At 70.8% G+C, this 13720-nt stretch carries 10 protein-coding genes and 1 tRNA gene; 7 read left to right on the top strand and 4 right to left on the bottom strand.

What is annotated here, in order from left to right; translation table 11 throughout:
- Window positions 1–133 precede the first annotated feature (133 nt).
- A complete protein-coding gene (locus ABTX78_RS12695; protein WP_352206790.1) occupies window positions 134–511 on the bottom strand; it encodes a helix-turn-helix domain-containing protein in 378 nt (125 codons plus the stop codon).
- 682 nt (window positions 512–1193) lie between these two features.
- On the opposite strand from ABTX78_RS12695, the gene ABTX78_RS12690 reads away from it, so the two are divergent.
- The 4 genes from ABTX78_RS12690 to ABTX78_RS12675 all read left to right on the top strand — a co-directional run bounded on the left by ABTX78_RS12690 (window position 1194) and on the right by ABTX78_RS12675 (window position 5776).
- Window positions 1194–2813, top strand: coding sequence for a vWA domain-containing protein (locus ABTX78_RS12690; RefSeq protein ID WP_352206789.1), 1620 nt, complete (start codon window positions 1194–1196; stop codon window positions 2811–2813).
- A gap of 158 nt (window positions 2814–2971) precedes the next feature.
- Window positions 2972–3442, top strand: coding sequence for an anthrone oxygenase family protein (locus ABTX78_RS12685; protein WP_352206788.1), 471 nt, complete (start codon window positions 2972–2974; stop codon window positions 3440–3442).
- Window positions 3443–3807: 365 nt separating this feature from the next.
- The gene (locus ABTX78_RS12680; RefSeq protein WP_352206855.1) at window positions 3808–5031 is read left to right on the top strand and encodes a lysylphosphatidylglycerol synthase transmembrane domain-containing protein; all 1224 of its coding nucleotides are present in this window, start codon (window positions 3808–3810) and stop codon (window positions 5029–5031) included.
- Between the two features lie 163 nt (window positions 5032–5194).
- Window positions 5195–5776 (top strand): flavoprotein, encoded by a 582-nt coding sequence (locus ABTX78_RS12675; protein ID WP_352206787.1) that lies wholly within the window; start codon window positions 5195–5197, stop codon window positions 5774–5776.
- Window positions 5777–5819: 43 nt separating this feature from the next.
- On the opposite strand, the gene ABTX78_RS12670 is transcribed toward ABTX78_RS12675, so the two are convergent.
- The 3 genes from ABTX78_RS12670 to ABTX78_RS12660 form a co-directional block, all read right to left on the bottom strand.
- A complete protein-coding gene (locus ABTX78_RS12670; protein ID WP_352206786.1) occupies window positions 5820–6695 on the bottom strand; it encodes an LLM class flavin-dependent oxidoreductase in 876 nt (291 codons plus the stop codon).
- A gap of 149 nt (window positions 6696–6844) precedes the next feature.
- Entirely contained in the window at window positions 6845–8530 is a 1686-nt protein-coding gene (locus ABTX78_RS12665) for an FAD-dependent monooxygenase (RefSeq protein WP_352206785.1), read from the bottom strand.
- 446 nt (window positions 8531–8976) lie between these two features.
- Window positions 8977–9049, bottom strand: a tRNA-Arg gene (locus tag ABTX78_RS12660).
- A gap of 309 nt (window positions 9050–9358) precedes the next feature.
- Here ABTX78_RS12660 and ABTX78_RS12655 point away from each other — a divergent pair.
- The 3 genes from ABTX78_RS12655 (at window position 9359) to ABTX78_RS12645 (ending at window position 13523) form a co-directional block, all read left to right on the top strand.
- Entirely contained in the window at window positions 9359–10963 is a 1605-nt protein-coding gene (locus ABTX78_RS12655) for a dynamin family protein (protein ID WP_352206784.1), read from the top strand.
- Window positions 10963–12876 carry a YfjP family GTPase gene (locus ABTX78_RS12650; RefSeq protein WP_502993856.1) on the top strand — a complete coding sequence of 638 codons (1914 nt, stop codon included), beginning with the start codon at window positions 10963–10965 and terminating at the stop codon, window positions 12874–12876. Before ABTX78_RS12655 ends, ABTX78_RS12650 begins: the two co-directional genes overlap by 1 nt.
- A gap of 92 nt (window positions 12877–12968) precedes the next feature.
- Complete coding sequence (locus ABTX78_RS12645; protein WP_352206783.1) at window positions 12969–13523, top strand: single-stranded DNA-binding protein; 555 nt, start codon at window positions 12969–12971, stop codon at window positions 13521–13523.
- Window positions 13524–13720: the final 197 nt, after the last annotated feature.

Raw genomic sequence — 13720 nt, 5'->3', positions numbered from 1 at the left:
CCCACCGGGCCCGGTTGCCAGTCCCGGCCCCGGGCCCGGACCTGGTTAGGTCTCGCCGGGCCCGGATCCGACCTGGCTGAGTCGGGCCGTGCCTGCATCCATGTCCACGACCGGCCCGGATCTCGCGGCGGGCCTAGACCCAGCCACGACGGGCCGCTTCCGCTCCCGCCCGGAAGCGGCTCGTCGTACCGAGTGCCGTCATCAGCTCACCCACGCGTCGGCTGTAGGTGCGCCCGGACATTCCCAGCCGATGCGCGGCCGCTTCGTCCGTGAGTCCCGCCAGCAAGGCCTTGAGCACCGGCCGTAGATGAGCCGGCGCCTCATCGGACGCCGGATGATGTGTCAGTTCCTCGCCGGTGTCCCACCAGGCGCGATGGGTGCGGACCAGGGTCTGGACAACAACGGGATCCCGAATCAGCAGCACGCCGTTGTCATGCAGTTCCAGGTCAAGAGGAACGGCGGCGACCGCACGGTCGGCGACGATTATCTTGAACGGAATGGTGTCGGTCACCCGGGAGTCACCGGGAAAGCGAGCACGATCGCGGATGTGCACCAGACTGTGGCGGGGTGCGATCCGCCGTACCGTGGCGGTCCGCTCGCCGCTCGCACGGACGCCCGCACAGGCCAATTCCAGGAAGGGCTCCGCGATCCCGAGACCGGGTGCCCCGGCCGGGTCGTCGAAGCTGAGGAGCTCACGACGTGCCGAGCGGACCAGGCCCGTCAAGGCCGCTCTGACGTTCGCCACTCCTGTGATCGGCTGTCCTGGCGTCTCCCGCAGGACAGACCTCGTCATCTCCTGGCCGAGCACGGAGCCCGGAACCACTGCCACCGACATGGCACACCATCCCCCTGCCGTTCCCGCCGCCCCACGGTCCGTCCCCCCGGATCCGTGTTGGCAACTCCATGTACGCACAGCGCTGCTCATCGTGACAAGAGCCTGGTCAGGGACTGGCGAGTCCTTGCCACCCCCTTCTGTTCGACACCTGGCGTGGGCAGGCTGGAGGCACGAACGCGAGGGAAGGAACGGGGACCATGACCGAACGACAGTGTGCTCCGGCGCCTCAGGCGCCGCGGGGACCGGATTGACTCCGTCCGCCCGTTGCCGCATCGAGATTCATCCGCAACTCCTTCGACTGCTCTTTTGAACCGTCTCGGACGTCACATTCACAAGTGCTGACGACCAGGGGGTCCGGATGAAGCTCTGCGCAAGGACGTACAGGGGACTACTCGCTGCGGTGCTGGCCGGAGGGATGCTGCTGACCACCGGCTGCGGCGCCGGAGGCCAGAGCGACCGAAGCTCCTCCTACGACGGTTCCCAGCAGCGAGGGAACGACGGTGCCGAGCCGGCACCCGCTCCCATCGCTCCGGACGGCGGAGGAGGTGCGCCTGCGACCGGCGTGGACGGCGGCACAGAAGGGGAGCGGCAGGGCGACGGTGCGTACGACAAGTCCCTGCCGCCGGCCGACTACCTTTCGACGTTCGCGCTCGACGTGGACACCGCCTCTTACGGCTACGCCCGTCGCACGCTGAAGGACGGACAGCAGCCGCTCGCGGAGAACATCCGGCCGGAAGAGTTCATCAACAGCTTCCGGCAGGACTATCCGCGGCCCAAGGGCGACGGCTTCGCTGTGAGCGTCGACGGAGCTCGTCCTCGTGGCTCGGAGGGCGAGGCCCGCGGAGAGGTCGGCGGCGAGGTGGAAGGCGACGGCTGGTCGCTGGTGCGTGTCGGGCTCTCCACCCGCCCGTCCGACCGCAAGGGTGAACGGCCGCCCGCCGCCCTCACCTTCGTCATCGACATCTCCGGATCCATGGCGGAACCGGGCCGGCTCGATCTCGTCCAGGAGTCGCTGGGAATCCTCACCGACCAGCTGCGCGACGACGACTCCATCGCCGTCGTCACCTTCAGCGACGAAGCCGAGACCCGGCTGCCCATGACCCGCCTCGACGGCAATCGCTCCCGGATCCACAAGGTGATCGACGGCCTGGAACCGACCGACTCCACCAATGTCGAGGCGGGCGTGCGGGCCGGCTACGCGGAGGCTGTGGAAGGCCGTCGGCGCGGTGCCACCAACCGTGTCGTTCTGCTCTCCGACGCCCTGGCCAACACCGGCGAGACGGATGCCGAAGCGATCCTCGACCGGATCGACGATGCCCGGCGGGAACACGGCATCACGCTGTTCGGCGTCGGAGTCGGCAGTGAGTACGGGGACGACCTCATGGAGCGGCTCGCGGACAAGGGTGACGGTCACACCACCTACGTCTCCACCAGTGAGCAGGCCCGGAAGGTGTTCGTGGACCAGCTGCCCAGCCACGTCGAACTGCGCGCACGTGACGCCAAGGCGCAGGTGGCCTTCGACCCCGAAACGGTGCAGCAGTTCCGCCTCATCGGGTACGAGAACAGGGCCGTTGCGGACGAGGACTTCCGCAACGACCGGGTGGACGGCGGCGAGGTCGGCCCGGGCCACACGGTCACGGCCCTCTACGCGGTGCGGCTGCGTGAGGGGGCGAGCGGCCACGTCGCCACGGCAACGGTCCGCTGGCTCGACCCGAAGACGCGGGCACCGCACGAGCAGACAGGCTCGGTCGAGACAAAGGCGGTGGACGGGGCGTTGTGGGGCGCTGCCTCCAGCAGGTTCCAGGTCACCGCGGTCGCGGCGTACTTCGCCGAGTCCCTGCGCGGCGGTTCGATGCCCGGCGCACCCGGCCTGGGCGAACTGGCGCAGCGTGCGAGGAAGCTGGCGGACACCACCGAGGACAGCGCGGTGCGTCAGCTTGCCGAGTCGATCACCCAGGCGCAGCGAATCAAGGACTGAGGTCCGGGAGGGCTGAAGGCGCGACGGACAGAGGGAGCGGGCGAGCGACGGTCGTAAGGAACTGGCCGACGGGGGAAGGGCGGAAGGGAGGCGACGCATGGTCGAGGGGAACGACATGACTGCTGCGCCGCCTGCCCTGCCGGGCCATGATGTCCGCCATGGCCACCCTTTTCCTTGCGCTCGCGATCATCTTCAACGGTTTGTACGCGGGCTTCATGCTGACGTTCCAGACGGCGATCATGCCATCGCTCGCCAAGCTGACCGACGATCAATTCCTGTCGGTCATGCGCCGCATCAACGAAGTCGTGCCGCGCCCGCTGTTTCTGCTGACGTTCGCCGGGATCATCGTCTTCCCGGCTCTCGCCCTGGCGATTTCCGTGGACGACCGCACCGACACCCAGCAGTGGCTGCTCGTCGCCGGGCTGGCCTGTGCGGTGATCAACCACCTGATCACCATCATCGGCAATATCCCATTGAACAACGCGCTCGCCGCCTCGGAGAAGGCCACGCCCACCGCTCCCGCTGCCGAGGTCCGTAAGGCTTTCGAACCGCGGTGGAACCAGCTGCACATCATCCGCACGCTGTTCACGATCGCCGCGTTCGCGCTGATGGCCAGCGCCGCACTGTAGTGACGGGGAACAGCCCCACAAACCCCACGGCCTCCGCCTCTCGCCCCCGTCGGTCGGCGCACGACGATCACATCCGGGCGCGGCCGACGGGGAGGGATCGAGCGCGTTGCCGTAGACGTACGAGATGCTCGCTCTGCACAGGCATGGCCGGCGCCCGGCGTGCTCCTGAGTGCGCGGACGCGTACCCGTCGACCGACGCGTTCCGGTCGGTCGACGTGTGTCCGCCACCGACGTATCCACCGGATGTCGGCTTCAGGACACCGGGATGTCGGGAGCGGAGGGCAGGTTCCGGAAAGCCACTCCCGCCCCATCGCGCTCGCGAAGCGTGACGCGCCCGACGAAGAAGGACGGCCGAGAGCGTGGCCATGCCCGAGACCCTCACCCCGCCCGAGACCCCGCCCCAGCCCGAGACCTCCGCTCCGGCCGCGCCCGACATTCAGGCCGCACCCTCCCTTGAGAGCGAAGTAGTACCCGCCCCTGCCGACGCCCCTGCCCCGGACAGGACGGAGGGCCTTGCCCCGGACAGGACGGAGGGCCTTGCCCCGGACAGGACGGAGGGCCTTGCCCCGGACAGGACGGAGGGCCTTGCCCCCGACGGGACGCAGGTGCTCGCCCCGACGACGGCGGCCCCGCACCGGCGGCCGCTCGAGCGCCTCCGTCGGCTTCCCGTGCGGCAGATCATCTGCCTCGTTCCGTTCGCCCTCGTTGCCGCCTGGGCCGTCAGCAACTGGTCTCTCGTCGCCTCCGGAGTCAGCCGGCTCGGCGGTGCCCACACCGGCTGGCTGATCATGGGCGGCGTCGTCACCGGACTGTGCTGGGTGGCGGCCTCGTGCGTTCGGCAGGGAACGATCGTCGAGCGGCTGCCCATCGGCAAGCTCCTGGCCTCGCAGTTCGCGGCCGGCGCCGCGAACCATCTCCTCCCCGCGGGACTCGGCGCACACGTGGTCACCCTGCGCTTTCTGCGCGGTTGCGGCATTCCGCTGGACCGTTCGACGGCCGCCCTTGCCCTCTATTCGCTGGTCGAGGCGATCGTCAGGGTCGGGCTGCTGGTGACGCTCGTGCTGGCGTTCCCGGGCGCGCTGCGGCTGGACGAACTGGTGCCGCCGGGGCGTGCCGTCTTTACCGTGGTCCTCGTCGCGCTCGTACTGAGCGCGGCGGTGACCGTCGTGCTGCTCGTGGCCCGGCGGCTGCGTCGGATCGTCTTCGACTTCCTGCGCACCGCCCTGACCGATGCGCGGGCGCTCCACAAGAAGCCTTCGCGGACACTGGCCCTGTGGGGCGGCGCGGTGGCCTTCCCCCTGCTCCAGGCCGGTGTGCTGGTCTGCGTGGCGCTCGCCCTCGGGATCTCCGTCCCCTGGTACCACATCGTCGTGGCCTACCTGGCGGCGAGCATCGCGGCCGGCATGATCCCCGCACCGGGAGGCATCGGCTCCGTCGAACCTGCCCTGGCCGTTGCGCTGGTCATGGTCGGAGCTCCGCTGGTGGTGGCGACCGCGACCGTTCTCGGCTTCCGCCTTCTCACCGTGTGGCTGCCGCTCCTGCCAGGGGTGGCGGTTCTCGCGGCACTCGTCCGGTGGCGGATCCTCTGAGGCACACGAACCGCAGACCCGTACAAACGCAGAACCGCACAAAAGGCATGAACCGCACGAACCTCGCCTTGCCCTTGATCGCATAGACCGACCAGACTCGCCGCGAGCACGGCCGACGACCGACGACAACCGCAGACCGGCGACCGTACGAGGTGGGCACACGGTGACAACAGGCAGGCGAGGCGTTCTCGGAGTGGTCGGCTCGGCGACGGACGGGGTCGAAGCCGTACGTACGGGACTGGTGGAGCCGGCCATCGCCTTGGGCTGGCAGGTCGCCGTCACCTTGACTCCGACGGCCGCCCACTGGCTCCGGGCGGCCGGCGAACTGCCGCTGCTGGAGGCCGCGACCGGACTCCCCGTACGCGACACGCCCCGGTTGCCCGACGAGCCCCGGCCGCATCCCACAGCCGACTGCTACGTCGTCGCCCCGGCGAGCGCGAACTACGTCGCGAAGCTCGCCACCGGCATCGCCGACAACCAAGCCCTCACGCAGGTCGGCGAGGCGATCGGAACGCGCGGCGTCCCGGTGATCGTGTTCCCGCGCGTCAACGCCGCACACGCCCGACACCCGGCGTGGACGCGCCACATCGAGACCCTGCGCTCGGGCGACGTACGGCTGATCCAGGGCCCCGACGTCTGGCCGCTGCACGAGCCTCGACAGGAGCCGGAGGGGCTCACGGTGCCGTGGCAGGCGATTCTGGCAGCGGTCGAGGAAGAGACGGCGGCCGCCCGGCGCACGCTGTGAGGCGGCCTCCGGGGACCTCTCGCACAACCAGCCGCAAGACCGGTCACGGGACCAGAGGACGGACCTCCTCGGCCACGAAACGTACGAAGCCTTCGGGATCCGGTTCGTCGGGCGTGGGCTGGAGGACGATCGTATCGGCACCGGCAGCCGCCAACCGTTGGACGAACTGCGCGACCGTGCCCGCGTCCCCGGCCACACCGAGCTCCGTCGAGTTCCCGTCCCCGTCCCCGTCCGCGAGTTCGGCCTTGAGCCGTTCGGCGGCGCCGGGGCCGGTCGCGGTGTGCAGATAGACGACGATCTTGTGCGCTCCGGTGCGCCCCGCGGCCTCACGTCCCTCGTCGATGAGCCGACGGGCGTTGCGTACGTCGTCGGGCGACATGCTGGCATCGAGGATCGTTCCGTCGGCGGCCTCACCGGTCAGGCGTAGAGAGCGCGGCCCGACCGCCCCTGCGAGTACGGGGAGTGAGGTGTTCGGCGGCCAGTCGAGCGCAACGCCGTCGAGCTTCACATAGCGACCGTCCATCGTCACCCGCTCCCGCCGCAAGAGCGCCCGCAGCGCCTCGAGGTACTCGCGCAACAGCGTGACCGGCGACTCGGCTCGCGCACCGACCTGTCCCATCCACTCCTGCACGCCGTGTCCCACGCCCAGGACGATGCGCCCGGGGAACAGCCGGTCGAGGGTGGCCGCCTCCATGGCCGTCAGCGCGACGTTCCGCAACGGCACCGGCAGCAGTCCGACCCCGACCCGCAGCCGCTCGGTCCAGGCGAGGGCGGCGGACGCGGTGGCGATCCCGCTCTCCATGAAGCAGTCCTCCCAGAGCCACAACTCCTCGAGCCCCGCCTCATCCGCCGCACGCGCGATACCGCGCAGCCGCTCGGGAGGTAGTTGGGGACGGAACACGGCACCGAGAGCAGTCATGAGGCTCTTTCTACCCGTCTGCAACACGGGCAACGACAACAACTTGTAGGGCCGGTACCACCGTGCCCCGGCGACAGCAGGCCATCGGCAAGGTGGCTCACGGGAGTTGGCCCGGACAGCCTCCGAGGTTCGACGGCCGACCGCTGTGTTCACGCCGCCCCGGACGCGGACAAGGATCCCCAGTAGGCCGACAGGGCCTGCTTCGTGTCCGCCAGGGCGAAGCGCGCGCCGAGCTGCCCGTCCGGGCGGACCACGAAACCCGTCGGGCCGTCGGGACGGTAGAGGCCGGCGAACTGCCCGGCATCGTCGCGGTACAGCGGGACCGTCGGAGAGTCGTCGGTGGATTCGGCGTCGCGGTCGAGGACGGCGATCGTCTCCAGCCCCATCCGGGGACCCGGGCCGTCGGAGGCGCTGTCCTCGGTCCTCCGCGTCACCCAGGCGGCCTCGGCCGCCTGGGCCAGGTCTGCGGTGTCGGACGCGTAGAGGATCAGTACATGCTCCGAACGCCCGCGCAGGATGTCGAGAAGGCGCAGGGGGTGGGCGGCGATGTGGCCCATCAAGCCCGCGCAGTCCGGGGCCCGGTCGCCCGGCTGGGGCGCGTCGATCGGGCCGTACGGGGGGCCGGCGAGCGGGCCGTCCCGGTAGCCGACGAGCAGTTGGGCTTCGCGGAGCATCAGCATCCGCGGGTCGTCGGGGTCGGTCTCCATTCCCTGGGTGGCGTGGCGGACCGTTCGGCCAACGACTTCCTCGCCGATGGGGCGGCGTTCGGCGTCGTAGGTGGCAAGCAGCTCGGGCCGGGCCTCCCCGCGGACGACGAGGGCGATCTTCCAGGCCAGGTTGCAGGCATCCTGGATGCCGGTGTTCATGCCCTGGGCGCCGGTGGGCGGGTGGATGTGGGCGGCGTCGCCCGCGACGAACACCCGGCCCTCGCCGTAACGGTCGACGATCCGGTGACTGATGCGGAAGACGGAGGACCAGCGCATGTCGGAGACGAGAGTCGGAGTGGGAGCCAGGCGGTCGACGACGGCCTGGATGTGGGACAGCTCCGGGGCGCGCCCGCCCTCCATGCCGTGCGCGACGCCGTTGCCCGCTGATGCGGAGTTCGGCCCCTGGGTGGAGAGTTCGGGCGGTACCAGCATCGACATGCGGTAACGACCGGCGCCCGGCAGTGGGATGCAGACCAGCAGGTCGTCGGTGGTGCCGTCGTCGGCGCGGTGCATGGACCGTATTCCGTACCCCTTCGGGAGGTCCCAGTCGGCCACGACATCGGCGAGCATGTACTCCTCGGCGAACGCTCCGCCCTCGAAGCTGAGCCCCAGTCCCTTGCGGACGGTGCTGTGCGCGCCGTCGCACCCGATCAGGCAGCGCGCCCGTACCTCCTCGGCAACGCCGGAGGCGGTGGTCAGCTGCGCGGTGACCCCGTCCGCGTCCTGGGTGAACGACAGCAGCTCGGTGCCGCGTTCGATGGCCGTGCCGAGGCCCGCGACGTACTCCTCCAGCAGGCGTTCGGTCTCGTACTGCGGCAGCGCGGCGAATCCGTAGGGCACTTCGGGCGGCAGCACGAGATCGATCCGTGCCTGCTCCTCGCCGTTGCCGTAGATCAGCTGACCGCGCATCGGAGTGGCGGCCTCCAGCATGGCGCGGGCCAGGCCCATCCGGTCCCAGATCTCCAGGGTGCGCGGCTGGATACCGACCGCCTTGGCGTACGGGAGACGGGCCGGCAACCGGTCGATGAGACGGCAGCGCAGCCCGTTGCGGCGGAGTTCGGCGGCGGCGCTCAGCCCGACCGGGCCTGCGCCGGCGATCAGTACGTCGGTGTCGTGAGTGTGCGCCACGGGCGTCTCCCAGTGCCTGGCCCCGAGCCTGTCCCGAATTCCATGGTCACCCGGCCCGGCACGAGTGGCGATCCGGGCGGTACGGGCTTACGGAGAGCTGGGATCGGGGGCGGTACGGCGCATCTGCGCGTCAAGGCCGTGCCTACCGGGAGAGGTGTTCCTGAGGGCTCGCATCCAACGGGAGAGGCGATCATGAGGGCCCACGCCCGCCGCGATCCACAGCCTGCGCGGGCCCGTGCGGTTTTACGGGGCTGTGCCGACAGCTGCCGACCGCCGCGCTCCAGAGGGGCCCGGCCCTTCCTGTGCCGCCAGTTGGACCACCCGCATCATGTAGCTGAGCTGTTGCGCCCGACCGCCGACGCGACAGCTCCCCGCGCTGCGGACTGCACGCACAAAGCGCCCCTGACCAGCAAAAAGGCCCTCCCTAAAGGGAGGGCCTGCGAGCGCGCCCCCGGCAGGACTCGAACCTGCGGCCAAGCGCTTAGAAGGCGCCTGCTCTATCCACTGAGCTACGGGGGCCGGATGGTGGCCGCGGCTACCGGAGCCCGGGGATCCGTGACCTTGCCGGGGACAAGGATAGGGCTCCGATCGCCTTGTCCCGGTTGCTTCACCTGCGTGGCACGATGTGGAGGTTCAGTGAAGCGAACCGATAATCGCAGGCAGGTGCGATTCCTGCATCGCTTTTTCCGTCTCTCGTCGCTGGTGTTGTGCACTCGTTATGCCTGCGTCCCACTCGTCCCGTGTGTCCCATGTGTCCGACCGGCGCGCAGACATGCTCATACGCTTCAAAAAGCCACCAAAATTAGGCATTCTTCGCATGTGGTGACCTTGGATGCACGGCCTCAGCTGATCGACGCACTTACCGCCCTCCGCGACCGTGTCGCCGCCGTGCGTCTTCCCCTTCCCCTGCCCGGTGCACCGCGTGCCCGCCAGACGCGAACGGAATTGCTCGCGCAGCTCGACGACTATTTGGTGCCCCGCCTGAAGGACCCCGAAGCGCCGCTCCTCGCGGTCGTCGGGGGGTCCACCGGAACCGGTAAGTCCACCCTCGTCAACTCCCTTGTGGGGCGGCGCGTGAGCGAGGCCGGGGTGCTCCGGCCCACCACCCGTACACCCGTGCTCGTCTGCCACCCCGACGATCACCACTGGTTCGCCGAGATGCGGGTGCTGCCCCAGCTCACCCGTGTATGGCTGCCCCATCAGGACGAGACCGACGAGGACGAGGCCGGCAGCGGCCGGGACGCGGGCGAGGCGAATGCGCTGCGGATCGAGAAGGCCTCGTCCCTGCCCCGCGGGCTCGCCCTCCTCGACGCGCCCGACATCGACTCGCTCGTCGTGGAGAACCGGCTGCTGGCCGCCGAGTTGATCTGCGCCGCCGACGTGTGGGTGATGGTCACGACCGCCTCCCGGTACGCGGACGCCGTGCCCTGGCACCTGCTGCGTACCGCCAAGGAGTACGACGCCACGTTGATCACCGTGCTCGACCGGGTGCCGCACCAGGTGATCGCGGACGTCTCGCGGCAGTACGCGGCCCTGCTGACCAAGGCCGGGCTCGGCGACGTGCCCCGGTTCACCATCCCCGAGCTGCCCGAATCGGCCGGTGGCGGCAGCGGTCTGCTGCCCACCACCGCCGTGGCGCCGCTGTTCGCCTGGCTCGCCCACAGGGTGCAGGACCCGGCCGCGCGGCAGCAGGCACTCGGGCGTACGGCGACCGGGGTGATCGACTCGCTCAAGGCGCGGATGCCCGAGCTGGCCGCGGCCGTCGCCGCGCAGTACGCGACGGTCGTTCGGCTCACCGGCGTGGTCGAGGAGGCCTACGAGAAGGAGCGCGAGCGGGTGACGCGGCAGGTGCGGGCCGGCGCGGTGCTCGCCGGTGACGCGCGCACGCGCTGGCGCGGCTTCCCCCGGGACAGCACGGCCGGTGAACTGCTGGATTCCCTGGTCGGAAGCCTGTGCGCGCTGGTGCAGTGTGCCGTCGCCGCCGCCGACGAGCACATCCAGGAAGCCTGGCGGCGGGAGCCGGGCGCCGCGGCCGTCGTGTTCCGGGGACGGATGGACCTGGAGGCTGCGGAGCGGATCGGGATGGCCGTGCGCCGCTGGCGGCGGGAACTGGAGGAGCTCGCCGAGGAGGAGGTGCGGAGCATGGAGCTGAGCACCACGCCCGACTCCGAGACCCTGGCCGCGCTGGTCGCTGCCGCCCTGCTCGGCGGCCGGCGGGCCCGTGGCGCCGGTGAGCGGCTCGCCGAGCGGATCGGAGCGCAGGGTGCTCTGCGGCTGCGCGACAAGGGCGGCGAGCTGATGAACACGTACCTCGACGGCGTACTGAACAGCGAACGCGACCGCCGCCTCGCACCCCTCGACGCGCTCGAAGTGACGCCCGAACCGCAGGCCGAACTGATCGCCGCGCTGTCCCTACTGCAGAAGGTGAGGTGATGGCGTTGACCGCCATCACGGGCGACGAGAACGAGACCGATGACCGTGTGCAGGAGAGCGATGGACGGGTGCGCGAGAGCCATGAGCATGTGCACGGGCCGGCCGAGCCTCTGGACGGAGCCGACGAGCAGCAGCCGGCCGAAGGGCGCTGGGACGACGGGCTGATCGCCCGGCGGGCCAAGGGGGAGGAGGAGCTGGAGCTGTTCGAGGAGGACCCCGGCGAGGAGCACGTGGAGATCGGAGGGGCGTACGGCGGCCCGCTGCGGGCCCGTCTGGACGCCCTGCGCGAGCTGGTGGGCCTGTCCCGCACCCGTCTGGAGGGAAGCACCCTGGCGGAGGCCGGGCGCGTCCTCGACGAGGCCGCGGCCCGGCAGCGGCTGTCCGCGCGGCACACCGTCGTGGCGATCGCCGGCGCCACCGGCAGCGGAAAGTCGACGCTCTTCAACGCCCTGGCCCAGGTACCCCTGTCCGAGACCGGGCTGCGCAGGCCCACCACCGCGGCGCCGATCGCGTGCAGCTGGTCGGAGGGTGCCGCGGGGCTGCTCGACCGGCTCGCCATCCCGCCGCGGCTGCGGCGCAGGCCGCTCGCGGGCGGCGACGAGGAGCTGTCCGGTCTGGTGCTGGTCGATCTGCCCGACCACGACTCGGCGGTGGTCAAACACCGCGAGCAGGTGGACCGGGTGCTGGCCCTCGTGGACGCGGTGATCTGGGTCGTCGACCCGGAGAAGTACGCGGACGCCGCACTGCACGAGAGGTATCTGCGACCGCTCGCGGGCCACGCGGAGATCACGTTCGTGGTGCTCAATCAGGTGGACCGGCTGCCGGGAGAAGCCGCCGACCAGGTGCTCGACGATCTGAGGCGGCTCCTGGACGAGGACGGCATGGCCCTCGGCGAACACGGCGAGCCGGGCGCGACGGTCCTGCCGCTCTCGGCGCTGACCGGACAGGGCGTCGACGAACTGCGGGACATGCTCGGGAAGTTCGTGCAGGAGCGCAGTGCCGCGGCCCGTCGGCTCTCCGCCGATGTCGACGCGGCGGCCGGGAAGCTGCGTTCGGTGTACGTCGCGGTCGGGCGCACCGGTCTGAACGAGCGGGCGCGTGAGGACTTCGCGGCACGGCTCGCGGAGGCCGTGGGTGCGAACGCCGCGGGCGAGGCGGCGGAGCGCGAGTGGCGCAGGCATGCCGGGCGGGCGTGCGGTACGCCCTGGCTGCGACTGTGGCGCTGGTACGAGCGTTCGCGTACGCCGGGGGGCGCCGCGCCGCAGGCCACGACGCCGGTGGAGGAGGAGCTCACGGCGCGTCAGCGGGTCGAGCAGGCGGTGCGTACGGTCGCCGACGAGGCGGCCGCCGGGCTGCCGGTCCCCTGGGCGCAGGCGGTGCGTGAGGCGGCTGTCCGCGGGGCGGACGGGCTGCCGGAGGCGCTGGACGAACTCGCGGCGCGTGAGGCGGTGACGACGAGCAAGAAGCCGCTGCGGCCGGCGTGGTGGCCCGCCGCGGTACTGGCGCAGGCGTCGATGACGCTCCTTCAGGTCTACGGCGGGCTGTGGCTGGTGGGTCAGATCATCGGGATCTTCGAGCCCGGCCTGATCGTCCCCGCGCTGCTGATGGTGGCGGGGATCGTGGGTGGACCACTGGTGGAGTGGGCGTGCACGGCGGCGGTGCGGGGGCCGGCGCGGCGGTACGGGCAGGACGCTCGGCGCCGGCTGCACGAGGCGGCGGCCGGGTGCGGGCGGGCGAAGGTGCTGGATCCGATCGCGGGCGAGCTGATGCGGTACCGGGAGGTGCGGGAGCAGTACTCCGAGGTGTCCGGCAGGACGGGGATGGCCGGGCACGGGGGAGGTTCGCGGCCGGGCACGGGGCTCGGCGGCGGGCGGGGCTCCGGGGTGACGGGGTTTTCCACAGCGGGGCGTTAGTCCACAGGGCGCAGCGGGATACTCCGGGCCGGTTCAGCATGGAAACCGGTCGGCAAAAGCCGACCGTGAACCGGACGGGGAGGGTGGTCGCCGTGAACGACACCATGGTGACGGTGGTGGGCAATGTCGCCACGAATGTGGACTACCGGGAAACGGCCTCGGGCGGTGTGGCGCGATTCCGTATCGCGGTCACACCCCGGCGCTGGGACCGGCAGAGTGCGAGTTGGACGGATGGATACACCAGCTTCTACACGGTTATCGCCTGGCGCACTCTCGCCATAAATCTGGCCGGTTCCGTTTCTGTCGGCGACCCGCTTCTTGTCCATGGCCGGTTGCGGGTCCGCGAGGAGGACCGGGAGGGATACCGGGCGACCGATCCCGGCGGTTCGCGGAACGGGCAGCGAGAGGGGCAGCGCAGGACATTCGTGGACATCGAGGCGGTGGCCGTCGGTCATGACCTGACGCGGGGTACGTCGGCATTCCGGCGTGTGGTGAAAGCGGCACCGAAAGTGACGGAACCGATGCGGGAGGGGCCGGCGCAGCGCGAGGTTCTTCCGGCGGGCTTGGCACGGCCGGAGCCGGCGGGTCCACCCCGGGCGGAGGCGGGGGAGGGGGTGCAGCCGCAGGTCGCAGCGGCTCTGGCCTGAGGGCCGGTGCCGTGCCGGTGCCTGTGCCTCGACCGTGCGCGCGGGTCCTCTGACCGCCAGTGCCCGCACCCTGACCGGGAGTTGTGGAGATTTGCCGATTGAGAAGCGCAGGGCGGTGAGGGTTGGACGGTCGGCGATAACGATTGCGAGTCGGAATGCTTGTCTGACGGTATGACGGGGACCTGCGGTCCGCGGCC

The sequence above is a fragment of the Streptomyces sp. NPDC096193 genome, assembly GCF_040302905.1.
Lineage (GTDB): Bacteria > Actinomycetota > Actinomycetes > Streptomycetales > Streptomycetaceae > Streptomyces.
Note: the sequence above shows the minus strand (reverse complement) of the source record. Positions and strands in the feature narration are given on the sequence as shown.